The organism is Streptomyces buecherae, from assembly GCF_014295035.1.
Classification (GTDB): Bacteria; Actinomycetota; Actinomycetes; order Streptomycetales; family Streptomycetaceae; genus Streptomyces; species Streptomyces youssoufiensis.
The window spans coordinates 363,402-386,882 of sequence record NZ_CP060404.1 but is presented as its reverse complement, the minus strand read 5'-3'; the positions used below and the strand labels follow the sequence as shown (position 1 = coordinate 386,882).

Below are 23,481 nucleotides of genomic sequence, written 5' to 3'. Positions count from 1 at the left end.
CGCCGGATCGCGGTGGGTCAGTCGCCCGGCGCCGTGCGGGCGTCGGTCGCGTCGTCGGCGTCCCGCACCGGCAGCGCGAGGGGCAGCAGCTCGGCCCGCTTGGGGAAGCGGCCGTCGCCCGACGAGCGGCCGGTCAGCCGCCTGCCGATCCAGGGCGCCAGATGCTGCCTGGCGAACCGCAGGTCAGCGCCGCGCCGGGAGCGCCAGCCGGGCAGCACCGGCGGCGGCAGCGGCGCGCGCCAGTCGTACGTGGCCGGCAGGCCGATCGCCTGCCAGACGGCCTCCGCGACCCGCCGGTGCCCCTCGGCGTTCAGGTGCAGCCGGTCGTCGGCCCACATCCGCGCATCGCCCAGCACGGGCGCCCCGAACAGGTCCACGACCGCCGCCCCGTGCCGCGCGGCCAGGGCGTCGATGTGCGCGTACAGCCGCTCCATGCGCGACCGGCCCCGCTCCAGGAGCGGCCCGTGGCGGCCGGGGCTGTGCATCAGGACGAGCTGGCGGCACCTCGGGGCCAGCAACTCGACGGCCTCCTCCAGGCGGGCGGCCACCAGCCCTATGTCGCACTTGGGGCGCAGCACGTCGTTCAGCCCGCCGACCAGCGTCACCAGGTCGGCGTCCATCGCCGCGGCCGGCCCGGCCTGGTCGTCGACGATCTGGCCGATCAGCTTGCCGCGCACGGCGAGGTTGGCGTAACGGAAGTCCGGAACGCGGGCCGCGAGCCGCGCCGCGAGGAGATCGGCCCAGCCGCGGTAGGTGCCGTCGGGCAGTTCGTCGGACATGCCCTCGGTGAAGGAGTCGCCGACCGCGACGAAACTGGAGTACGTGGCGTTCATCTGCATGGCGAGGGCGATCATATCGACAGGCCGGAACCGGTGACCGGGCCGGTCACCGGTTCCGGCCGACCCGCCAGCCCGCCTTCCGTCCGCTTGCGGCCCGGCCGCGCCGTCGGCGCCCGGGTGCCCCACCGACACAGGAGACCACCGGATGTCCGAGCGCCTGACCGCCGACCAGATCCGCGCCGACCAGCTCGACGCCCTCCACGAGCGCGCGGCCCGCGCAGCCCAGCCCGCCCACGGCGCGGCCGATGCCGGGCCGGCCGACGGCGCGCTGTGGGAGGCGGCCCGCGCGGCGGTGGCCTGGCTCGACGCGGCCAACGCCACCCGCGACCGCGCCGAGGAGACCGCCCTGCGCCTGCTGAAGCTCACCGAGGAGACGGGCGAGGTGATGAACGCCTACACGGGACTGACCGGCCACAACCCGCGCAAGGGCGTCACCCACGAGCGCGCGGATGTCGCGGCGGAGCTGTGCGACGTGATCCTCACGGCCGCCGTGGTGCTGCACGAGTTCAGTGACGACCCGGCCGGCACGCTCGACGCGCACGTCCGCGGCGTCGCCGAGCGCATGCGCGCGGCAGCCGACGAGCGCCCCTGAGAGCCGCCGGCCGCCGTGCTCGCCACATGGGCCGGGCCGGTTCGGACTCCGAACCGGCCCGGCTGACGGGCGCCGGGCCGGACCTCGCCGAGGCCCGGGCCGGCCCCGTGCTACGCGCTGGGCGCCGGGCCCACCAGCTCCCGCAGCACGTCCTCCATGGTCACGAGCCCGGCCAGCCGGCTGTGCTCGTCGATGACGGCGGCCAGGTGCGTGCTCGTGCCCCGCATGGCCGTCAGCACGTCGTCGAGCGGCGTCGCGGCCCGCACGCGGGCGATGGGCCGCAACTGCTCCGTGCGGAAGGCCACGTCCCGTGGCCGGGCGTCCAGGGCGTCCTTCACGTGCAGGTAGCCCAGGATGCGCCCGCCCTCGTCGATGACGGGGAAGCGCGAGAACCCGGACTCGGCCGACAGGGTCTCCAACTGCTCCGGGGTGACCCCCAGCCGCGCCGTGACCACCCGGTCGACGGAGAGCACGACGTCCCGCACCGGCCGCCGGCCCAGCTCCAGCGCGTCGCGCAGCCGCTCGGTGGCCCGGTCGTCGAGGAGCCCGGCCTCACTGGAGTCCGCGACCATGCGCGCCAGGTCGGCGTCCGAGAACGAGGCCGTCACCTCGTCCTTGGGCTCCACGCGCAACAGCTTGAGCAGCGCGTTCGCGAACGCGTTCACCGTGAAGATCACCGGCCGCAGCGCCCGCGACATGGCCACCAGCGGCGGGCCGAGCAGCAGCGCCGAACGCACCGGCTCGGCCAGCGCGACGTTCTTCGGCACCATCTCGCCGAAGAGCATGTGCATGTACGTCGCCACCGCCAACGCGATCACGAAGGCGATCGGGTGGGTCAGTCCGTCCGGCACGCCGACCGCGTGGAAGGCCGGCTCCAGCAGGTGCGCGATGGCCGGCTCGGCGACGATGCCGAGCACCAAGGTGCACAGGGTGATGCCGAGCTGCGCCGCCGCCATCAGGGCCGACACGTGCTCAAGGCCCCACAGCACGCTGCGCGCCCGCCGGTCGCCCTGCTCGGCGTGCGGTTCGATCTGGCTGCGGCGCACCGAGATGAGGGCGAACTCGGCCCCCACGAAGTACGCGTTGACCACCAGCGTCAGCAGGCCGATCAAGAGTTGGACCGCGATCATCGACGGGTCTCCTTCCGCTGCCGCGTGGCGTCGAGCGACGCCGCCCCGCGCCCGGGGCGCGTCCGGCGACCGGGGCCGTCAGCCACCGCCGGTTCCGCGGCCGTGTCCGGGGCGGTGGGCCGGAGGGGACCGTTCCCCCTGAGCGAGCCGGCCCGGTCGGCCAGGTCGGCGTGGTGCTCGCGGTGCTGGCCGCCGGGGCGCCGCCAGCCTCGGTGCGGCCGGTCCCGGCCGCCGTCCCCGCCGCGCTGGCCGGAGCCGGCGTCGTCCGCGTCGGCCTCGTCCGTCGCGGAGGCCAGCGGCGCGCGCAGGCGCACGCTCGCGGCGCGGCGCCCGGAGGCGTCCGTCACCTCAAGCTCCCAGCCCGCCACGACCAGCTCGTCCCCCCGGGCCGGGATGCGCCCCAGCTCGGTGGCGACCAGGCCGGCCAGCGTCTCGTACGGGCCCTCCGGCGCGCGGAGCCCGATCGTCCGCAACTGGTCGGTGCGGGCCGCGCCGTCCGCGTCGTACAGGGCCCGGCCCTCGGGGTCGGTGCCGCGCGCGGCCAGGTCGGGGGTCTCCAGCGGGTCGTGCTCGTCCCGCACCTCGCCCACGACCTCCTCGACGATGTCCTCCAGCGTGACCACGCCGGCCGTGCCGCCGTACTCGTCGATGACGACGGCCATGGTGCGCTTGCCGGAGAGCCGGTCCAGGAGCCGGTCCACAGTTAGCGACTCGGGCACCAGCAGCGGGTCGCGCAGCAGGGCGGACACCGGGTGGCGCGGCCGGCGCTCGGCCGGGATGGCCAGGACGTCCTTGATGTGGGCGACCCCGACGACGGTGTCGAGGTTGCCGCGGTAGACGGGGAAGCGGGACAGGCCGGTGGCCCGGGTGGCGTTGGCGACGTCCTCGGCGGTGGCCTGCACGTCGAGCGCCATGACCTGGACCCGGGGCGTCATCACGTTCTCCGCCGAGAGCTCGGCCAGGTTGAGCGTGCGGACGAAGAGTTCCGCGGTGTCCCGGTCGAGGGCGCCCTGGCGGGCGGAGTGCCGGGCGAGCGCGACCAGCTCCTGCGGGCCGCGCGCGGACGCCAGCTCCTCGGCCGGTTCCAGCCCCATCCGGCGCACCATGCGGTTGGCCGTGTTGTTCAGGTGCGAGATCAGCGGGCGGAAGGCCGCGCTGAAGACGCGCTGCGGGGTGGCGACCCGCTTGGCCACCGGCAGCGGCTTGGAGATCGCCCAGTTCTTGGGGACCAGCTCGCCGACCACCATCAGCACCAGCGTGGACAGCACGGTGCCCAGCACCAGGGCGAAGGAGTTCACGGCCGACGAGGGCACCCCCACGGCCTCCAGGGGACCGCCAAGGAGCGCCGCGATCGACGGCTTGGCCAACATGCCGACGATCAGGTTGGTGACGGTGATGCCGAGCTGGGCGCCCGAGAGCTGGAAGGTGAGGCTGCGCACGGCCTGGAGGGCGCTGTGCGCGCCGCGCTCACCGCGGTCCACGGCCCGTTCCAACTCGGCGCGCTCGACCGTGGTCAGCGAGAACTCCGCCGCGACGAAGGCTCCGCAGGCCAGCGACAGAAGCAGCGCCACGGCCAGGAGCAGCACTTCCATCATCGGGTCACCTCCGTCCCATGGTCGGGCAGGAACAGAGGGATCGCGCGACAGCGGCTACTGGGAGGCTCGCCCATGGACGGACGCTCACACCTTTCGCAGGAGGTTCTACGGACAGAGGATCGAACACCCATCGTAAAGGATCGGCAAAGCGGCAGACGGGAGCCGTGATCAGCACCACTGGAAATGCCCCGGAACCCGCCATTCACCGTTCTCCGACCGACCGACGCCGGGGCGCCGCGTGCGGCCCCGAGCCGTCCGGGTACCCACCCGACCCGGCACCATGCGACAACCGGGCCGGGGCGGCGCGAGCCCATCGAGGGCGCGGGCCCACCCGGCGGCGGGGGCCCGCCCCGCGGCACGGTGCTCGGGGGTGACGGGGGGCCGGGGCGCCCGGGGGCTCAGCCCTCGCGTAGCTCGGCGATGACCTTGCCGAACGCCTCCGCGTAGGGGTCGAGCACGGTGAAGTAGGTGAAGCCGAACCGTTCGCGGTGGGCCCGCACCTGGTCGGCGATCTCCGCGACCGTGCCGGCCAGCAGCGCCGGGTGCTCCAGCACCTGGTCCTCGGTCAGGCCGCCCGTGTGCGGGGCCAGTTCCGCCGCCGCGGCGCGGCGGTCGTCGGTGATCACCACCTGCTGGACCAGGTAGTTCAGCTCGGCGGGCGCCGCCCGGTCGGCGGCGAACGAGCGGTAGGCGGCCACCCGCTCCTCCAGCGCGTCGGCGCTGATCACCGACAGGGTGCCGGCGGGCGCGTCGGGGGCCTGGCTGGCGCCGGTGAACGCCACGGTCTCGGCGTGCCGCGCGGCCAGCCGCAGCACGCGGTTGCCGTTGCCGCCGAGCAGCACCGGCGGCCGGGGTGACTGCGCGGGGCGTGGCTGCTGTTCGGTGTCGGTCAGGAGCCGGTCCAGTTCGGTCAGGGTCCGCTCCAGATGGTCGACGCGCTCGCGCGGGGAGCCCCACGGCAGGCCGGCGGCGTCGTGCTCGGCCTTGACGTAACCGGTACCGAGGCCGAGTTCCAGCCGACCGCCGGTGAGCTGGTCGCAGGTGGCCACCTCGCGAGCGAGCAGCGCCGGGTTCCAGAACCCGGCGTTGAGCACGAAGGTGCCGACCCGCGGGCGCTCGGTGGCCTCGGCGGCGGCGATCAGGGCGGGGAAGGGGGCGGGCATGCCGAGGTGGTCGGGCACCAGCAGGACGTCGTAGCCGAGCGCCTCGGCGCGCCGGCACTTGTCTCTCCACGCCTCGCCGGTCTCTATCGTGAGCATGTTGACGCCGAAGCGGAACGGGTGGGTCATGAAACGGCCTCCTCGATCATGGGCAGTGGGTACGTTTCTACCCCCGGCCGACGCCCCGCGCCCACCGTCCACCGTGGCGCACCGCAGCCTTCCTCGGTGCGGGTCGGTCGCCCGCACCCGCCGTACATGCCCGCCGCCGGCCGCGAGGGGCGCGTGGGGCACGCTCAGTCCCGGCCCTGGGCGGGCGGCGGCCCGCCGTCGTCGTCCGTCGCGCCCGGCCGTTCGCCGTCGACGGGCAGCGGCGGCCGTCGGGCCACGCCCAGTACGCACGAGCTGGTCGGCAGCGGCAGCCCGCGCTCGGGCACGCGCAGCCGCCGGTGGGTGTCGATCTCGAACCCGGCCCGGCGTACCTCGGCCACGATGTCGCGGCTCGTGTGGCAGCCGCCGCACAGGGCCGGCCACACCGTACGGTCCAGCGCCCGCTGGGTCAGCGCCATGGCACGCCCCCGGGCCCGGCCGTGCTCCAGGAAGCGCAGCTCACCGCCGGGACGCAGCACCCGGCGCAACTCGCGCAACGACCGGCGCAGGTCCTGTACCGAGCAGAGCACCAGCGCCGTCACCACCGCGTCGAACGCCTCGCTCTTGACCGGCAGCGCCTCCGCCCGCGCGGGCACCACGTCCACCGGGACGTGTGCGCGCAGCGCGGCCGTGACCGCGAGCCCGCGCAGGTGGCTCTCCGGCTCGATCGCCACCACCTCGGCGACCTGGCGCGGGTACCGCGCGAAGTTCAGGCCGCTGCCCGCGCCGATCTCGATGACCCGCCCGGTGAGGCCGGTGAGCAGTTCGTCACGTAGCGCCCCGAGCCCCGCGCGCTCGTCGGCCAGCGGGGCGAGCCGCGCGTAGGAGCGGGCGAACAGCGGGTGGTGGACGGGTTGCTGACGGACGTCGCGGCTGCGTCCCCGCATGGCGGTGGTGCCCCTTCCTCGGTTCCTCTGTTGACCGGACGGGTGTTTTCCCGGGCAGGTCCACCGCCAGCGTGCCCCGGCAGCGCCGGCGCGCACCGCCGGGCGGCGAAGTGCACCCGCGCGGGCGCGGCTTGAGGGGCCCGAACGCGGCACGGTACGGGTGACGCGCGGGAGGACAGGGGTGGGCGCGGACGTGACGCGTGGGCGAGTGCGCCGTGCCACGCGCCGACAAGCCCCGCCCCGGCGGTGGAAATCGGCCGCATTCCGACACGGGTGCGCTGGTCACACCGGTCGTGCGTGATTCTTCCAACACCGCGTCAAGGGCTGGGCCGAGCTGTCCCGTTGTGCCGATGCCTGATGAGATAGGGCGGTGCCCGTTGACCCGGAACTCGTGTCGGCGGGCGGCCACCATCAGGGATCGCAGCACGACCTAGGAACGAGGGTAGCTATGAGCACCACGGAATCCACGACCGACGACCTGTGGGTCCGGCGCTTCCATCCCGTAGCCGACAGTCCGCACCGCGTGGTGCTCCTGCCGCACGCAGGAGGGTCCGCTTCCTTCTTCTTCCCCTTCTCCAAGGCGCTCTCCGAGACCACCGACGTGCTGTCGGTGCAGTACCCGGGCCGCCAGGACCGGCGCGCCGAACCGCCGTTGGAGAACGTGGGCGACCTGGTCGACGCGATCTACGCGGCGCTCGCGCCCTGGGCGGACCGCCCGCTGGTGCTCTTCGGGCACAGCATGGGCGCGGTGCTCGGCTTCGAACTGGCGCGCCGCTTCGAGCGGGACGGCAACGTCCACCTGCGCGGCCTGATCGCCTCCGGGCGGCGGGCGCCGATCACCTTCCGGGACGAGAACGTCCACCAGCGGGGCGACGACGGGCTGATCGCCGAGATCCGCGCGCTCAGCGGGACCGACTCCGGGCTGCTGGCCGACGAGGAGTTGCTGCGGATGGTGCTGCCGGCCATCCGCGCCGACTACACGGCCATCGAGACCTACCGGTGCGACGTGGACGGCAGCGCGCCGGTGCTGCACTGCCCGATCAGCGTGCTCACCGGCGAGTCGGACCCGCGGGTCAACCTGGACGAGGCCAAGGCGTGGTCGAAGCTGACCGACGGCGGCTTCACCTTCCGTACCTTCCCCGGCGGTCACTTCTTCATCACCCCGCAGCAGGAGCGGGTGGTGGCGGCCATCGCCGAGGACGTCGCGGCCTTCGCCAACCTGGCCGTTGGCTGACCCCGACCGACCCGCGAGGACAACACGGCCGCCCGGCCGTCCGGCTTGGACGGCGAAGCCGGGCGGCACCGGGCGGCGGCGGGGGCGACGCGCTCCCGCCGTCGCCCGGGCCCGTGTGGGGCCGGCGCGTTCCCGCCAGCCGAGGGAACGCTTCTCGCCAGCGGAAAGCGTGCATTACGGGCGTACCCGGACGGTGGGTCGAGGGGACTTCATCGAGGCGTTACACCGTCGAAGGCGTGGTGTCATAGTGATCGCAGAGGCTGACGTTACTGAACTGGCCCGGCCACGGCCGGGATAGGTGGCGGCACCTGCGCCATCCGGTCCTCCCCCCACGATCCGACCAGGACGGGACCACACAGATGCGGAACAAACCGACGCGCGGTCGCGCGTCCCCGGCTCGCACCACCGCGCGCCTCGCCCTCGTCGGCCAGGGCGCGCGCGAGAGACGTACCTCGGTACCGCCCTGTCGTGGGCCCCAGCACCGCGCGCCGGGCGCCGCGCGCCCGTCGCGCGCCGATCGCCTCCGGCCGGCCCGCGGCGACAGACCCTCCGCCCCTGCGGCCCCCAGACGCCGCCGGGGCTAGCGGCCCCGCGCCCACGCCGCGCGGCCCGGCCACGGTCGTACGCGGCGCCCACCCGGCTCCCACCACAGCCCGCCGCGCCACGCGGCGGGCCGGGCCACGCGCGCCCGGGCGCCATCCCGCCGCGCCGTGCCCCCGGGTCAGTGCCGCCGCTCGCGCGGCGGCGGGGCGCCACCCCAGCCCCGCCCTCGTCGTGCGGGACGAGAGCACCGGCGCGGCACCACGCCCCAAGGGTCACGCCGTGGCGCGGTGCCGCGCGCCCCGCGCGGGGTGGCCGCCAGGCAGGGCGCGGTTCCGGCGTACGGCCCGTACGGCGCACGGCCGGTAGGGCCCAGCGGGCGCGCCGCCCTTCGCGGTACGCCCCCACCACCACACCGTCGCGATCGTCCACGGAGGCGCGCGGCGGACCCGTCCACGCCAGCCGCCACGCGGCCCGGCGTTCGCGACGGGCCGCGCGCCCCCTGGCAGGAAGGACACCCTCAGGTGCTCACTTCGCACCACCCCCACGCACCGGACGCGCCATCGGCTCCGAACGGGACGCGGCAGGGCCTATCCCGCCCCGGCGGGCACGTGCTGGCCGTCGGGATACCCGGGCGGCGTCTGGAACGGCTCACCCAGACGCTGCGGTCCACCGGTCACGAGGTGAGCCACGCCGAACCGGGCCAGGTCAGCGCCCGCATCCAACAGGCCCCGCCGGACGCCATCGTCGCGCTCGACGACGAACGCGCGGGGCTCGCCGTGGTCCGCGAGGTACGGGCCGCGCCCGCCGGCCGGGCACTGCCGCTGCTCGTCGTCACCGCCCGGTCGGGACCCGCCGGCGTGGTAGACGTGCTGCGCCACGGGGCCGACGACTGCGTCGCCGAGACCTCCGACCCCGCGGAGCTGTCCGCGCGCATCGAGGCCAAGCTGCGTCGGGTGCCGGTGCCGGTCGAGAGCCTCCTGCTCGACCCGCGCACCGGCCTGTACTCAAGCCCGCACTTCCTCGACGAACTCGACCGGGAGCTGGGGCGCCCGTTGGCCGGGCGCCGCGCCGGGGTGCTGGCCGTGGTCGCCGTCGCCGAGATGCCCGCCCTGGAAGCGCGCCTGGGCCAGCGCGTGCGGCGCGAGGTCGCCGAGCGGCTGGCCGGCGTCGCCGAGCGCACCGGCGGCCCCAGCGACCGGCTGGGCTGGGACGACGATGGCCACCTGCTGATGCTGCTGCCCGGCGTCGACGAGGACACGGCGCGCGCCACCCTCCAGGACTTCGCCCGCCAGGTCGCCGGGACCCGCTTCATCGTCGCCGACGAGAACGTGCGCCTGACCCCCGCCGTCGGCTGGGCCCCGCTGGCCGACTGCGCGCGGCGCGAGCAGCCCGTCGAACGCGCCAAGGACGCGGTCGCCGAGGCCATCCGCCACCGCGACCTGCGGCCGGTGCTGTACGCGCCGTGGATGCGGGCCCAGCCGGACCGGCACCGCCGCCCACGCCGCTCGCTCGGCGCGGCAGTCAAGCTGCTGCTGAACACCCTGTCGCCGCTGCTCGTGCTGGCCCTCGGCGTCGGCGCGCCGTTCGTCTTCTACCAGCAGACCTACGCGCACGGCTGGGACGTGGGCTCCGCCGTGTACTGGGTCGTGGTCGCCGGCCTGCTGGTCTCCGCCGCGCTGATCGTCCTGGAGTGCCTGTACGCGCTGGACGCGACCCCGAGACCGCAGCGGCCGGCCCAGCCCTACCCGCCGGCCAGCGCCGTCATCGCCGCCTACCTGCCCAACGAGGCGGCGACCATCGTGGACACCGTCGAATCCTTCCTCCAACTCGACTACCCCGGCGAGTTGGAGATCGTCCTCGCGTACAACACCCCGCACCCGCTGCCCGTCGAGGAGACGCTGCGCGAGATCGCCCGCCGCGACCCGCGCCTGGTGCTGCTGCCGGTGGTCGGCAGCACATCCAAGGCGCAGAACATCAACGCGGCCGTCACCCGGGTCCGCGGCGAGATGGTGGGCATCTTCGACGCGGACCACCACCCGGCCCGCGACGCCTTCCAACACGCCTGGCACTGGCTGTCCAACGGCTACGACGTGGTGCAGGGCCACTGCGTGATCCGCAACGGTGACAGCTCCTGGGTGGCCCGCCTGGTCGCCGTGGAGTTCGAGGCCATCTACGCCGTGAGCCACCCGGGGCGCACCCGCATGTACGGCTTCGGGGTCTTCGGCGGCTCCAACGGCTTCTGGCGCACCGATCTGCTGGCCCGTACCCGCATGCACGGCTCGATGCTCACCGAGGACATCGACTCCACGCTGCGCGCGCTCGGCGAGGGCGCCCGGTTCGCGATGGACCGCACCCTCATCTCCCGCGAGTTGGCCCCCACCCAACTCGGGCCACTGTGGAACCAGCGCTCCCGCTGGGCGCAGGGTTGGCTCCAGGTCTCCCTCAAGCACCTGTGGCGCGCCCTGCGCTCGCCCGTCTTCACCGCGCGGCAGAAGCTCGGCCTGACCGTCCTGCTCGGCTGGCGCGAGGTCCAACCCTGGCTGACCCTGCAGATCCTGCCCATCCTGCTGTACTCGATCTGGCGCGCCGGCGGCCCGGGCGAACTCGACTGGGCGGTGCCGATCTGCGTGCTCGCCATGCTGTTCACGCTGTCGGCCGGCGTGGTGCAGGCGTGCTTCGCCTGGCGGCTCGCGGTGCCCGAACTGCGCCGCCGGCGCGCCTGGTTCTGGCGCTACCTGTTCGCGTCGACCTTCTTCTACTCCCACTTCAAGAACATCGTGGCCCGACAGGCCCACCTCAAGGAGGCGTTGGGGGACCGGCAGTGGCGCGTCACGCCGCGGGCCGCCGCGAAGGCGGTGGCCAGGCCGTGACCGCAGCCCCGCCCCCGACCGACCTGTCAGCGCGCATCCCGGCCCCCCGGCGCGAGAGGGCCGCGCGTGGCGCGGACGCCGCCCGGGCCGAGGCCGCCGCCGCGCCAGCGCGGGCCGGCGCCACCGAGATCCAGAGCTTCCGCGGGATCGCCGCGCTCAGCACGGTCCTCTTCCACGTCTGGCAGCAGTACCACACCTACGACGCGCGCGGCTCCCACCCGCCGCTGGACAACCGGTTCCTCGGTGCCCTGATCTCCCTTGAGGTCATCGACTTCTTCTTCGTCCTGTCCGCGTACCTGCTCACGCTCTCCTACGCGCGCGCCGCGATCGACCGGGGTTCGGTGCGCCCGGCCCGGCTGTTCCTGTTCCGGCGCGCCATCCGCATCGTGCCGCTGTACTTCCTGGCCGTCCTGGTGGTGTGGGCCTCGCGCAACCCGTCCCTGCCGGGCGACTGGCGGGACCTGGTGGAGCACCTGACGTTCACGCACGTCTTCGACAGCGACCGGATCTTCTACACCCTCGGCCCCACCTGGTCGCTCTCGCTGGAGATCGTCTTCTATCTGACGCTGGTGGCCATCGGGCCGCTGGCGGTGCGCGCCTGCGGGAGGATCGGCACGCGCGGCGGGCGCGCGGCGCTGTGCGCCGCCGGCTGCGCCGCCCTGTTCGCCGTCCCCCTGGTGTGGCTCGCCGTGGCCCGCTACGCGTGGGGCGTGCCGCACACCGACTGGGCGGCCTACTTCGGGCCGCAGGCCCGCTTCGGCGGCTTCGCGGCCGGCATGGGCCTGGCCGTGCTGATGGTGGCGCTCGACGGCAGGGGCAAGCTGCCGGGCTGGTGCTCGGCGGCCCTGTCGGCGGCCTCGGCGGTGGGCCTCTTCGCGCTCTCGCTCTACTCGGCGCCGGAGAACCTCGTGTTCACCTTCTACCACCCGATCGCCAGCCTGCTGTGGGTCGTACTGCTCTACAGCACCCTGCAGGCGGCGCGGCGGGTGCGCTGGCACCGGGTGCTGCACACCCGCTGGCTCACCGGAACCGGCCTGGTCAGCTACAGCCTCTTCATCTGGCACGAGCCGATCATGCTCCAGGCGCACAAGGTCGGCCTGCTGCCGCAGGGGCCGGAGGGCTTTCCGCTCGCGCTGCTCATCGTGCTGGCGGTGTCGATCCCCGTGGCGGTGGCGAGCTACTGGTTCATCGAGTACCCGTCGAGCCTCCTCGGCAGGTTGAAGGACTCGTCGGGCAAGCCGCGCGACTTCTACCCGGAGGTGGCCCGCTGACCGCAGGCCCGGCCGGCCACCCCGGCCGGGCACCCGCCCGCCCGTCCCCACGACCCACCGAGGGGCGGGGCCCGCGACCGTACGGGGGCCAGGCCGGCCCGGAGAGACCGCGCGGAACGCCGCCGACCCGGCGGGACTACTCAGGACGATCTAGGTAGCCGCGCCCACGTGGCCTCCGCCGGCCTCCGCCTAGCCTCTCGGAGCATGAGTTCCGTAGAGCGGACCGTCCGCGCGCGCGAGCACCGGGCGGCGGCGCAGCAGCCGACGGGCACGGCCTCGCTGCTCCTCGGTCTCGCCGCCGTCACCCTCATGGGCTGCCCGCTGTTGCCGGCCGCTGCCTCGGCGTGGGTCCGCGTCGTACCGGCGTACTTCGTGCTACCCACGGGCATCTGCGCGGTCGTCTCGGGCACCGGAGCGCTGGCCCGGATGCGGGACCGGACAGTGACCGACCGCCACCGGGCCCGGGCCGGGACCGCGCTCGGCGTGCTGGCCATCGTGGTGCCGCTGATCGCGATCGGCTGGGCGTTCTCGATGCTGGGTCAGGCGTAGGACCCGATTAACGGCCCGCCGCCGGGGCCGAGTTGGCGGCGCTCAGTGCGGGCGAGGCGGCCCGCGGCTCGGGCGTCGCGCTGGGAGCCGGGGGCGTTGGCCCGCCCCGCCGAATCCACAGCACGGCCCCGGCGAGCAGCACGGTGCCGCCGAGCAACCAACGCGGCGGGCCCGCCGGGAGGAAGCCGATGACCAAGCCGGTCAGAGCCGCCGTCAGTTGCAGCGCGAGGGACTGGACGGACAGTGCCGTGGCCCGGCCCGCGCTGGCCACACGGCGGTGAAGGAGGTCGTTCTCACTCGGCCCCGCCGCGCCGAGGCCGAGGTAGACCAGGGCGTAGCCGACGACCGCGAGGACCGTGGAGGCCGTTGTCTGGAACGCGGCGGTGGCGCCGAGCAGCAGCACACCGCTCGCGCCGCCGCCGAGGCTCACCAGGATGGCGCGTTCGGAACCGCCCGCGAGGCGTGCGGTCAGCGGGGCGAGGTGACTGCCCAGGGCGTGGCAGAGGTACCCGGCGCAGGCGAGGGCGGCGAAGAGCACCGCCCCCGACTCGGTCGTGCCCGTGAGGGCCGCGGCGCGGCCCGGCGTGAGCAACTCGACCGTGGCCAGCGCTCCGCCGGCGGCCCCCGCGCTGAGGAGCACGCGTCGGACCAGCCCGTCGCGGCTGCCCAGCCGCAGCCCGTCCAGCACCGTGGCCGGGACGCCTCGGAGTACGTCGTGCGCGGTGGTTGCCGGCCGGGGTGGCTCCCGCAGCGCGGTCAGGACGTACAGCACGAAGACGACCTCGACCGCCGCGCCCAACAGCATCGGAACGGAGAGCGGCAGCACCGACCCGGAGGTCGCCGCGCTCAGTTGGGCGCCGAGGTCGGGGCCGAGCCCGAGCAGCCAGGGCAGGGCGCCGCCGACGAGGGTTCCGGTGGCGAGCGCGGCCGAGGTCGCGGCGGCGCCGCGGGCCAGACCGGTGCGCAACTCGGCGTCGGGCCCGCAGTGCGCCTGGACGGTGTCCACGTACCAGGCTTCGGCCGGCCCGCTGGACAGGGCACGTCCCGCGCCCACCAGGGCCATGCCCAGGCCGAGCAGCCAGGGAGCGGTGCCCAGGCCCACCAGGACCAGGGCCACCACGTTGAGCAGGCCGGCGGTGGCCAGGACGGCGCGCCGGCCGAGGACGTCGGACAGCCCGCCGGTGGGCAGCTCCAGCGCGGCGGCGGTCAGGGAGTGCGCGGCGAAGAACCCCGCGATGGCCGCCATGGTCATGCCGCGCTCGGTGAACAGCAGGACCTGGGGAGCGATGGCCAGCCCCAGCGGCAGCCAGAACAGCACGCAGACCGTGCTGTAGCGGCGCCGCGCGGTGCGCATGACCAGCGGCTCCGTCATGACGCGTCGTCGGCGTGTGGCGCGGTGGGCGAGGGCGCGTCCGGCTCCGTGCCGTGGTCGCGGGGGGCCAGGGGCAGCCCGGCGGTCAGCAGGATGACCTGGGTGGCGCGCGGGTCGCGCGCGTCGCGGGCGGTCAGCTCCTCCAGTTTCCGGTCGAGCACCTCCCCGAGTTCGGTGAGTGACTCGGGGGTCAGCCGGGGCGCCAGGTCACTGATCCCGGACGGCTCCACCCACTCCTGCCCCAGCCGCCCCTCGGCGACATCGGCCTCGTGCCGGGCGAGCGATGCCTCCAGGTGCTCGACCTGGGCCCTGCGCGACACGCTGACGTAGGCGCGGCTGCCTGGGGAGGCTTCCATGGCCGTGTTGCTCCAGGAGGTCACGGCGTGCACGGCCCGCCAGCGGCGCTCCCGCCCGTCCCGGTGCTCGGCCTCGGCCACGAACGCGTACTTCGCCAGGACGCGCAGGTGGTAGCTGGTGGAAGCGGACGACTCGCCGGTCCTGACCGCCAGCTCACTCGCGGTGGCCGGACCGTCCTGGCGCAACAGGCCCAGGAGTCGGATGCGCAACGGGTGCGTCAGGGCCTTCAGGGCCGCCGCGTCCCGCTCGGGGTCGAGTACGCGTCGTGGTTGTTCGTCGCTCGGCATGACGGGAGGCTAGAACGTTGCGACAGCTTTCCAAAAGTAGTTTTGCAGAATTTCTTTGGGGATCTGCCCTGGGCGGGCCGGGGCCTTGTGCGTGGGGTGGGCGCGGGGCCGGAGCGGCGGTGTCGGGCCGCGCCGGAGCCGCCGGGGCCATGACCCCGGGTCGTACGCACCCATCGAAGAGCGGCGCCGACCGTCATCGACGCGACGTGAACTCCCGCCGACAGGGCCTCAGTTGGCCGAAGGGCGCCCGTCTGTGGCGTCCAACGACGGGGCGATGACGGCGAAGGCGTCGTCGAGCAGCGCGATGGGGTCCTCGCGGCCGTCGCTGGCGCTCCAGCGGTGCAGTACGGCGTCGAAGGCGGTGAGGGCCATGCCGGCGGCCAGCCGCGGGTACAGCTCCGCGTCGGCGTCGAGCCCGAGTCGGTCCGCCAGCTCCCGCGTCAACTCCTCGCGCCACTGCGCCTGTCGCTCCAGGAAGCGCCCGAGCAGGGCCGGGGTGCGCAGGATGAGTTGGACCACGCTCAGCGCCCGGTCGACGTGGTCGCCGCAGGCGGCGATGGGCACCCGCACGGCCGCCAGCAGCGCGGCCGAGGGGTGCTCGTCGGTGGGGCGGGTCGCCAGCTCGGTGCGCATGCCGGCGCCGAGGTCGGCCAGGAGCTGGACGACCACGTCCTCCTTCGACGCGAAGTAGCGGAAGAAGGTTCGCTTGGACACGCCAGCGGTGGTGGCGATCTCGTCGATGGTGACCGCGTCGAACCCCTCCCGCGCCAGTAGTCGCAGCGCCGCCTCGGTCAGCTCGTGCGCGACGAGCTGCCGCTTGCGCTCGGCCAGGCTCACTTCGGGGCGGGAACTCACCCCGTCATCGTAACCCCATGCCCCGCGTGTCACTCGGTGACTGCTTGACACCGAGTGACACGAAAGGCAATCTATGCCGCATGAAACAGCAGTGGAGTGCCGAGCAGATGCCGGACCAGAGCGGGCGGGTGTGCGTCGTGACCGGGGCCAACAGCGGTCTCGGCCTCGCCACGACCCGGGCCCTTGCCCGTCACGGCGGGCACGTCGTACTCGCCGTACGGGACGAGGAGAAGGGGCACCGGGCCGTCGCGCGGATCGCCGCCGAGCAGCCGAACGCCAGCCTTGAGGTGCGCCCGCTCGACCTCGCCGACCTCGACTCGGTCCGCGCCTTCGCCGAGCGGTTGCGCGCCGACCACCCGCGGTTGGACCTGCTCGTCAACAACGCGGGCGTGATGGCGCCGCCCAGGTCGCTCAGCGCACAGGGCCACGAGGTGCAGTTCGCCTGCAACCACCTCGGCCACTTCGCGCTGACCGGGCTCCTGTTGGACGCGCTGGCCGCCGGGCGCGACCCGCGCGTGGTGACGGTCAGCTCGATCAACCACCACAAGGCGCGCCTGCGCTTCGACGACATCCACGGCGAGCGGGGCTACGCGCCCATGGCGTTCTACAACCAGTCGAAGCTCGCCAACGCCGTCTTCGGGCGGGAGTTGCACCGCAGGCTGAGCGCGGCCCACAGCCCGGTGCGCAGCGTGCTCGCCCACCCCGGGTACACGGCCACCAACCTGCAGAGCAGCGCGCCGGTCGGCCGTTGGCGGCTCCTGCTCGGCATCGCCACGCCGATCTTCGCCCAGCGCCCGGAGCGCGGCGCGCTACCCCAGTTGTACGCGGCGACGGCCCCGGACGTGGCCGGCGGCGAGTTCATCGGGCCGGCCGGGCCGGGCGAACTACGCGGCGCGCCGACCCGCGTCCGCCCGTCCGCCACGGCGGACGACGCGGCCGTCGGCCGTCGGCTGTGGGAGTTGTCGGAGGAGCTGACGGAGGTGCGCTACGCCCTGGTGAACGCCGACTGAGCCGGCCGCGCCGGCGCGGGGTCGAGCCCCGCACGCCATCGCGGGCCGGCCCCGCCGAGCCCTGGGCGCCGGCGGGGTGGTGCGGCGGGAAACGGGTTACGCCCCGTGCAGCGTGGCCGCGAACGTGGTGGCGTTCCAGGTGCCGGACAGGGCCGGGGCCAGCCAGCCGGCCGCCGCCGCGCGGAAGTCCGCCGGCGGCAGGGCGCCGGCGCCCTCGGGCAGGGCGCCGATCAGCGGGGCGTCCGCCACCTCGGGCATGTCCGCGAGGTTGCAGCGGGTGGCGAGGTCGGGGGAGTGCGGGAAGCTGCCGAAGGCGATGCCGAGACAGGTCAGGTCGCGCGAGCGCAGGGCCTCCGTGGTCAGCGCCGCGGCGTTGAGCGTGCCCAGACCCGCGCGCGCTACCACGAGCACCGGCGCGGCCAGCAGTTGGGCCACGTCCGCCAGCGTGGAGCCCGCGTCGTCGAGGCGTACGAGCAAGCCGCCGGCGCCCTCGATCAGCACCAGGTCGTGGCTCTCGGCCAGCTTCCGGGCCTCCCGTTCGACCTCGCGTGGGCGCACCGGCGCGCGCCCGGCGCGGCGGGCGGCCGTGGCCGGGGCCAGCGGGTCGGGGTAGCGGGCCAACTCGGCTCCGGTCACGGCCTCGCCGGCCAGCCGCCGCACCTCGGCCACGTCGCCCGGCTCGCCCGCTTCCATGCCGGTCTGTGCCGGCTTGAGCACGGCCACCGAGCGGCCGTGTGCCAGGGCGACGGCGGCCACGGCTGCCGTCGTCACGGTCTTGCCGATCTCAGTGTCCGTGCCGGTGACGATCACCGTGCTCATCGTGCGGTCCACGCCTTTCTGTCGTGCTCTGTCGTGCCCTCCCGTGGGGACGCCGGGTGGTGGCGTCCCCACGGGAGGCGGTCAGTTCTCGCTCGCGTGCGCGGCGGCGAGCATGGCCGCCGTGATGCGGGCCAGGTCCGTGTCGTCGGTGACGTACGGCGGCATCGTGTAGATCAGGTCGCGGAAGGGGCGCAACCACACGCCGCCGCGGATGGCCGCCCGGGAGGCCGCCGCCATCCGCGCCTCGTCCAACGGGCGCTCCAACTGGATGACGCCGATCGCGCCGAGCACCCGTACCGAGGCCACGCCCGGCAGTTCGGCCGCCTCGGCCAGGCCCTCGCGGAGGCCGGCCTCGACGCGTTTCACGCCGGTCTGCCAGTCGCCGGACAGCAGCAGGTCGATGGAGGCGTTGGCGACCGCGGTGGCCAGCGGGTTGCCCATGAAGGTGGGCCCGTGCGCGAGCACCGGCACCTCGCCCTGGGATATGCCCTCGGCCACCCGTGGCGTGCACAGGGCAGCCGCCAGGGTGAGGTAGCCGCCGGTGAGCGCCTTGCCCACGCACATCACGTCCGGGGTGACGCCCGCGTGGTCGGCCGCGAAGAGCGCGCCGGTGCGGCCGAAGCCGGTGGCGATCTCGTCGAAGACCAGCAGCACCCCGTACTCGTCGCACGCCGCCCGCAGCGCGCGCAGGTAGCCGGGGGAGTGGAAGCGCATGCCCCCCGCGTTCTGTACCACCGGCTCGACGATGACCGCCGCCAACTCCTCGGCGTGCTGGGCTATCAGCGCGCGCAGCGAGTCGACGTAGCCGGCGTCGGGTTCGGCGTCGAAGCCGGCGGGCGGCTGGTCCGCGAAGACCTGCTGGGGCAGCACGCCCTGCCAGATCTGGTGCATGCCGCCGACCGGGTCGCACACCGACATCGGCTGCCAGGTGTCGCCGTGGTAGCCGCCGCGCCAGGTGAGCAGCCGCTGCTTGGCCGGCTTGCCGACCGAGCGCCAGTACTGGAGGCACATCTTGATCGCGACCTCGACCGACACCGAGCCGGAGTCGGCCAGGAAGACGTGCTCAAGCCCCTCGGGCGTGATCTCCACCAGCTTGCTGGCCAGCCGGATGGCGGGCTCGTGGGTGAGCCCGCCGAACATCACGTGGCTCATGCGGCCCAACTGGTCCCGCGCGGCCTCGTCGAGCACCGGGTGGTTGTAGCCGTGGATGGCCGACCACCACGAGGCCATCCCGTCGACCAGTTCGCCGACGCCCTCCACCGGCTCCGCCAGCCGCAGCCTGACCCCGGACGCGGACTCCACCAGCAGCGGGCGCTGCCGCCCGGGCATCGGCCCGTACGGGTGCCACACGTGCCGCTGGTCCAGGTCGAGCAGGTGCGCGGGGCTCATCGGCTCAGGCATTGGGCGGCAGGTCCGTTCCCGCTCCACGGCGGCGCACCGACACCAGGTCGGCGTGCGAGCCCTCGTCCGGCTTCGTGCCACCGGCCGTCGCGCCGACCGGCTCGGGCTCCCGCGCCGGGGCGCCGTCCGCGCCGCACGGGCCACAGCCACCGCCGTGCCCGCCGCAACCGCTGGCCGTGCCGGCCTCGGTGGCCGCCGCGCCGTCGGCCTGGGAGGCGTGCGAGCCGCAGGGACCCGCGGCCAGCGCGTCGGCCCGGTGTCGCGGCAGCGTCGTCGTGCCCGCCTCCTCCACCTCGAACCCGGCATCGGCGATCATCGCCAGGTCGTCCTTGCCCGCCTGGCCCTCGCTGGTCAGGTAGTCGCCGAGGAAGATCGAGTTGACCAGGTGCAGCGCCAGCGGCTGCAACGTACGCAGGTGCAACTCGCGCCCGCCGGCCAGGCGCACCTCCACGTCGGGGCAGACGAACCGCACCATCGCCAGGATGCGCAGGCAGCGCTGCGGCGTCAGGTGCCACTCCTTGGCCAGCGGCGTGCCCTCGAACGGGATCAGGAAGTTGACCGGCACCGAGTCCGGGTCGAGTTCACGGAGCGAGAAGACCACGTCCACCAGGTCGGCGTCGCTCTCGCCCATGCCCGCGATGAGACCCGAGCAGGCGGACATCCCCGCCGCCTGCGCCTGTTGCACGGTTTCGACCCGGTCCGCGTAGGTGTGGGTGCTCGTGATGGCGCCGTAGGTCGCCTCGGAGGTGTTGAGGTTGTGGTTGTACGCGTCGGCGCCGGCCGCGCGCAGCCGCTCCGCCTGCCCGTCGGACAGCAGCCCCAGGCACGCGCACACCTCCACGCCCTCGTTCTGTTCCTTGATGGCCGCGATCGTCTTCGAGACCCGGTCCACGTCGCGGTCGGTGGGCCCGCGCCCGCTGGCGACCAGGCAGACCCGCTTGGCGCCCCCGGCCACGCCGGCCGCGGCGGCCTTCGACGCCTCGTCGGCCCCCAGCCAGGTGTACTTGAGGATCTCGGCCTTCGACCCGAGCCGCTGCGAGCAGTACGAACAGTCCTCGGGGCACAGCCCCGACTTGAGGTTCACCAGGTAGTTGAGCTTCACCCGGCGGCCGAACCACTCGCGACGCACGCGACCGGCGGCGGCCACCACGTCCATCAGCTCGTCGTCGGACGTCGCCAACACGGCGAGTGCCTCGTCCCGGGTGGGCATCTCGCGCCGCAACCCCTTGTCCACCAGCGTCTTCAGCAGATCCATGGCGCTGATCCTGTCTCATGGCGCCGCCCGCGGCCAAGGAGAGATCGCACAACGACGCCGGTTGGACGTGTGTGCATCACCACACCCTGCCCGGACGCGTGGCCGGATACGTTCTATGCGAACCCCACAGAACCCGAGGGATGGCCGATGCCTGAGCACGTTCCGCCCGCAGCCCCGGCCGAGGGCGCGTTCGGCTGGCTCGACGCGCGGCGCGCCGAGCGCGAGCGCGCCGGGCTCGTGCGGACCCTGCGGCCCCGGCAGGCCACGTCGTCACTGCTCGACCTGGCCAGCAACGACTACCTCGGCCTTGCCAGACACCCCGAGGTGACGGCCGCCGCCGCGGCGGCGGCCGAGCGCTGGGGCGCGGGCTCGACCGGCTCCCGCCTCGTCACCGGCACCACGGCGCTGCACGGGGAACTGGAGTCGGAACTGGCCGACTTCTGCGGCTTCGAGGCGGCCCTGGTCTTCTCCTCCGGGTACGCGGCCAACCTCGCCGCCGTCACCGCGCTCAGCTCCCGCGAGTCGCTGATCGTCTCCGACGCCGACAACCACGCCTCGCTCATCGACGGCTGCCGGCTCTCCCGCGCCCACACCCTGGTCGCCCCGCACGCCGACCCGGCCGCCGTGCGCAAGCTCCTCGACCAGCCGCCCGGGCGCTACGCGTCGGCGCTGGCCGTCACCGACGCCCTGTTCTCCGTGGACGGCGACGCCGCCCCGCTGCCCGACCTGGCCGCCGCCTGCCGCGAGCACGGAGCGGGGCTGCTCATCGACGATGCCCACGGCCTGGGCGTGCTCGGCGCGCGGGGGCGCGGCGCGGCGCACACCGCGGGGCTCGCCGGGGCGCCCGACGTGGTCGCCACCGTCACCCTCTCCAAGTCGCTCGGCAGCCAGGGCGGTGCGGTGCTCGGCCCGGCGCGGGTCATCGAGCACCTGGTCAACGCGGCCCGCACCTTCATCTTCGACACCGGCCTCAACCCGGCCGCCGCCGGCGCGGCCCTGGCCGCCCTACGGCTGTTGCGCCGCGAACCGGAGCGCGCCGAGCGGGTGCGTGCCGTGGCCGGCGCGCTCTACCGCCGGCTGTCGGACGCGGGGCTCGCGGCCGTGCGTCCCGACGCCGCCGTGGTATCCGTCCGTGCCCCGTCCCCGGACGAGGCGCTCGCCTGGGCCGCGCGGTGCCGCGCGGCGGGCCTGGTGGTGGGCTGCTTCCGGCCCCCGTCGGTGCCGGACGGCATCTCCCGGCTGCGGCTCACCGTCCGCGCCGACCTGACGGACGAACAGGTGGCCACCGCCGTCGCCACGATCGCGGCGACGGCCTGACGCCGACGGCTCCCACTTACCGGTTCGGCGGCCGAAATCCCGGCCCGGGTAAGAGAGTTCACCGCTTCGAGGGACAGATTTCCGAGTATCCCCGGGGATGGCGGACCGTCCCGCCGCCGCGGGTGGCACCCTGACGCGCAGAGTCGTCGGAGGGCCGGTACGACTCCGCGTACGGCGCAGGCGCCGGGGCGGGTCGCGCGGTGCGAAAGGGACATCGTCGCCATGGCAGATCACCAGGAAGCATCCGTCACCCTGCCGAGCGCACCCGCGTCGGTCACCGCCGCCCGAAGATACGTCAGCACGGTGCTCGCGGACTGGGGGCTGCCGGCCGACGCGGACACCGCCGACAAGGTGCGCCTGATCGTCTCCGAGCTGGCCACCAACGCCGTGCAGCACACCCGCGGCATGTCGCCCACCTTCACGGTGGAAATGGTGCTCGACCGCGACGCGCGGTTACGCATCGGCGTGACGGACAGCCACCCGCGCTTCCCGCGCCGGCTGCCGGCCGCGGTGCAGCAGGACAACGGCCGCGGCATGGTCATCATCCGCTGCCTGATGGCGGAGTCCGGCGGCCGACTGTCGTTCACGCGCACGCCCGAGGGCGGCAAGACGGTGTGGATCGCCCTGCCGTGGGCCACGCCGGTGTGCTAGCGGGCTCGGGCCCGCGCTCTTGCAACCGGTCGCACCCCGGTGCGCCGCGTCCGCGGGTACGTCGCGTCGGCGCCGGTGAGGCGGCGGAAAGGCGACGGAGCCGGGCGCTGGACGTCGGTGGCGCCGGGGGCTAACCCACCCGCCCGTAGCTGACGTTCTTGCTCCAGATCCGTTCGAGGCGCACCACCGCTCCGGTCTTGGGTGCGTGCCAGATCCGGCCGTGACCCGCGTAGATGCCCACGTGGTAGACGGATTGACCGGATCGGAAGAAGACCAGGTCGCCCCGGGTGCGGGTGGCCGTGGGCACCTTCTGGGCCTTGTTGTACTGCCCGGCGGCGGTGCGCGGCAGCTTCTTGCCCGCCTGCTTGAACGCGTACTGGGTCAGTCCCGAACAGTCGAAGCGGTGCGGCCCCGAGGCGCCCCACTTGTACGGGGTGCCCTTCTTGGCGGCCGCGACGCGCAGCGCGTCCATGCCCGGCGACGCCGCCACCGCCTCCGGTGCCCACGGCGTCAGCAGGGACGTGCCGACGGCGGCGGCGGTGAGCGCCGACGCGGTGCCGAGCCGGGACAGAAGAGGAACCTTGGTCCGTTTGCGCGTGTTCATGCGCAACCCTTCATCGGCCGCCCGCGAAGGGGGCCGTTGGCCCGAGCCCCGGCCGTGCGGCCCGAGGCGCCTCCGCCCCCGCCGATGCCCAGGCGTCGACCAGACGCCCGGAACGGCGGCGGGTTCAGGCGTCCGCCCGGGCCGCCCCGTCGCTGTCGACGGGGGCTTGTCGTCCCAGGGATCGTCACGCACCCGGTCGGTGATTCCGAGCTGAAAAGACGCTATGTGATGTTCATCACTTAAGGGCTGTTGGAGTGCTTCGTGTGCTTTTCGGTCGTCGCGCTCCCGCCACCCCACCGCGCGGACCAGGCACGCGGCGGACGGACGGCGACGCCGGGCGCGCAACTCGGGACCAGCGCCCGTCGTGGGTCGCACTACGCCGTACGAAGGAGCCCAACCGGGGTGGAGTGTTGGAAACGCCGGCTCAGGGTGACCCTTCTGGCGGCACGGTCACCTGGGCCGCGCGCCGCTCCCCGTCCAGCACCCGCAGGGCGCGCGCCAGCGTCGCGGCGTGCAACTCGCCCTCGCCCCGCTCGTGCATGAGCGTCAACGCGTCGCGCAGCGCGCCCGCCTTGGCCACCAGCGCCTGCGCCGCGCGCAGGCTGCCGTAGGTGTCCCGGCCGCGCGCCGGGTTGATTCGTCCGAGCAGGTCCACCGCCTCCAGGTAGCGGTCGACCAGTTCACCCTCCGCGTGCGTGAGGGCGGGCAGTGGGGGCAGCTCCGGTGGCAACACGGT

The 23,481-nt window shown here is 74.4% G+C and carries 20 protein-coding genes and 1 pseudogene; 8 read left to right on the top strand and 13 right to left on the bottom strand.

What is annotated here, in order from left to right; translation table 11 throughout:
* Positions 1-17: 17 nt before the first annotated feature.
* A complete protein-coding gene (locus H7H31_RS01340; protein ID WP_187064719.1) occupies positions 18-839 on the bottom strand; it encodes an SGNH/GDSL hydrolase family protein in 822 nt (273 codons plus the stop codon).
* 145 nt (positions 840-984) lie between these two features.
* Here H7H31_RS01340 and H7H31_RS33585 point away from each other — a divergent pair, with 145 nt between their 5' ends.
* Positions 985-1,431 (top strand): MazG-like family protein, encoded by a 447-nt coding sequence (locus tag H7H31_RS33585; RefSeq protein WP_232109634.1) that lies wholly within the window; start codon positions 985-987, stop codon positions 1,429-1,431.
* A 110-nt stretch (positions 1,432-1,541) separates the two neighbouring features.
* Here the strand turns inward: H7H31_RS33585 and H7H31_RS01330 are convergent, their stop codons facing one another.
* The 4 genes and pseudogenes from H7H31_RS01330 to H7H31_RS01315 form a co-directional block, all read right to left on the bottom strand.
* Positions 1,542-2,561 carry a hemolysin family protein gene (locus tag H7H31_RS01330; protein ID WP_187064718.1) on the bottom strand — a complete coding sequence of 340 codons (1,020 nt, stop codon included), beginning with the start codon at positions 2,559-2,561 and terminating at the stop codon, positions 1,542-1,544.
* A gap of 263 nt (positions 2,562-2,824) precedes the next feature.
* Positions 2,825-4,156, bottom strand: a pseudogene (locus H7H31_RS01325) (hemolysin family protein); the annotation flags it as partial.
* 398 nt (positions 4,157-4,554) lie between these two features.
* Entirely contained in the window at positions 4,555-5,445 is an 891-nt protein-coding gene (locus H7H31_RS01320) for an LLM class F420-dependent oxidoreductase (RefSeq protein ID WP_187064717.1), read from the bottom strand.
* Positions 5,446-5,609: 164 nt separating this feature from the next.
* Positions 5,610-6,350 (bottom strand): class I SAM-dependent methyltransferase, encoded by a 741-nt coding sequence (locus H7H31_RS01315; protein WP_187064716.1) that lies wholly within the window; start codon positions 6,348-6,350, stop codon positions 5,610-5,612.
* Positions 6,351-6,798: 448 nt separating this feature from the next.
* On the opposite strand from H7H31_RS01315, the gene H7H31_RS01310 reads away from it, so the two are divergent.
* From H7H31_RS01310 to H7H31_RS01295, 4 genes are all read left to right on the top strand, one after another.
* Entirely contained in the window at positions 6,799-7,584 is a 786-nt protein-coding gene (locus H7H31_RS01310; protein ID WP_269475433.1) for a thioesterase II family protein, read from the top strand.
* Positions 7,585-8,648: 1,064 nt separating this feature from the next.
* On the top strand, positions 8,649-10,997 hold the full coding sequence (locus H7H31_RS01305; RefSeq protein WP_187064715.1) for a glycosyltransferase: 2,349 nt from the start codon (positions 8,649-8,651) through the stop codon (positions 10,995-10,997).
* The gene (locus H7H31_RS01300; RefSeq protein ID WP_232109632.1) at positions 10,994-12,268 is read left to right on the top strand and encodes an acyltransferase family protein; all 1,275 of its coding nucleotides are present in this window, start codon (positions 10,994-10,996) and stop codon (positions 12,266-12,268) included. Before H7H31_RS01305 ends, H7H31_RS01300 begins: the two co-directional genes overlap by 4 nt.
* 204 nt (positions 12,269-12,472) lie before the next feature.
* A complete protein-coding gene (locus H7H31_RS01295) occupies positions 12,473-12,817 on the top strand; it encodes a hypothetical protein (RefSeq protein WP_232109631.1) in 345 nt (114 codons plus the stop codon).
* Between the two features lie 7 nt (positions 12,818-12,824).
* On the opposite strand, the gene H7H31_RS01290 is transcribed toward H7H31_RS01295, so the two are convergent.
* From H7H31_RS01290 to H7H31_RS01280, 3 genes are all read right to left on the bottom strand, one after another.
* Positions 12,825-14,189 carry an MFS transporter gene (locus H7H31_RS01290; protein WP_187064714.1) on the bottom strand — a complete coding sequence of 455 codons (1,365 nt, stop codon included), beginning with the start codon at positions 14,187-14,189 and terminating at the stop codon, positions 12,825-12,827.
* Positions 14,186-14,833 (bottom strand): winged helix-turn-helix domain-containing protein, encoded by a 648-nt coding sequence (locus tag H7H31_RS01285; protein ID WP_187064713.1) that lies wholly within the window; start codon positions 14,831-14,833, stop codon positions 14,186-14,188. The genes H7H31_RS01290 and H7H31_RS01285 overlap by 4 nt, the downstream gene beginning before the upstream one ends.
* 228 nt (positions 14,834-15,061) lie before the next feature.
* The gene (locus tag H7H31_RS01280; protein ID WP_232109630.1) at positions 15,062-15,688 is read right to left on the bottom strand and encodes a TetR family transcriptional regulator; all 627 of its coding nucleotides are present in this window, start codon (positions 15,686-15,688) and stop codon (positions 15,062-15,064) included.
* Between the two features lie 80 nt (positions 15,689-15,768).
* On the opposite strand from H7H31_RS01280, the gene H7H31_RS01275 reads away from it, so the two are divergent.
* On the top strand, positions 15,769-16,698 hold the full coding sequence (locus H7H31_RS01275) for an oxidoreductase (protein WP_197995941.1): 930 nt from the start codon (positions 15,769-15,771) through the stop codon (positions 16,696-16,698).
* Between the two features lie 96 nt (positions 16,699-16,794).
* Here H7H31_RS01275 and bioD read toward each other — a convergent pair whose 3' ends face one another.
* The 3 genes from bioD to bioB all read right to left on the bottom strand — a co-directional run bounded on the left by bioD (position 16,795) and on the right by bioB (position 20,173).
* Entirely contained in the window at positions 16,795-17,517 is a 723-nt protein-coding gene (gene bioD, locus H7H31_RS01270; RefSeq protein ID WP_187064711.1) for a dethiobiotin synthase, read from the bottom strand.
* An 81-nt stretch (positions 17,518-17,598) separates the two neighbouring features.
* Positions 17,599-18,918 carry an adenosylmethionine--8-amino-7-oxononanoate transaminase gene (locus H7H31_RS01265; RefSeq protein WP_187064710.1) on the bottom strand — a complete coding sequence of 440 codons (1,320 nt, stop codon included), beginning with the start codon at positions 18,916-18,918 and terminating at the stop codon, positions 17,599-17,601.
* Positions 18,911-20,173: a biotin synthase BioB gene (gene bioB, locus H7H31_RS01260; RefSeq protein ID WP_187064709.1), complete on the bottom strand. Its 1,263-nt coding sequence runs from the start codon at positions 20,171-20,173 to the stop codon at positions 18,911-18,913. Before bioB ends, H7H31_RS01265 begins: the two co-directional genes overlap by 8 nt.
* Positions 20,174-20,320: 147 nt before the next feature.
* Between bioB and H7H31_RS01255 the strand changes: the two genes are divergently transcribed.
* Positions 20,321-21,490 (top strand): 8-amino-7-oxononanoate synthase, encoded by a 1,170-nt coding sequence (locus H7H31_RS01255; protein WP_187064708.1) that lies wholly within the window; start codon positions 20,321-20,323, stop codon positions 21,488-21,490.
* 222 nt (positions 21,491-21,712) lie between these two features.
* Positions 21,713-22,141: an ATP-binding protein gene (locus tag H7H31_RS01250; RefSeq protein WP_187064707.1), complete on the top strand. Its 429-nt coding sequence runs from the start codon at positions 21,713-21,715 to the stop codon at positions 22,139-22,141.
* A 130-nt stretch (positions 22,142-22,271) separates the two neighbouring features.
* On the opposite strand, the gene H7H31_RS01245 is transcribed toward H7H31_RS01250, so the two are convergent.
* Both H7H31_RS01245 and H7H31_RS01240 read right to left on the bottom strand, forming a co-directional pair.
* Complete coding sequence (locus H7H31_RS01245; protein ID WP_187064706.1) at positions 22,272-22,745, bottom strand: C40 family peptidase; 474 nt, start codon at positions 22,743-22,745, stop codon at positions 22,272-22,274.
* Positions 22,746-23,169: 424 nt separating this feature from the next.
* Positions 23,170-23,478, bottom strand: a complete 309-nt coding sequence (locus H7H31_RS01240; RefSeq protein WP_187064705.1) for a hypothetical protein — start codon at positions 23,476-23,478, stop codon at positions 23,170-23,172.
* Positions 23,479-23,481 lie beyond the last annotated feature (3 nt).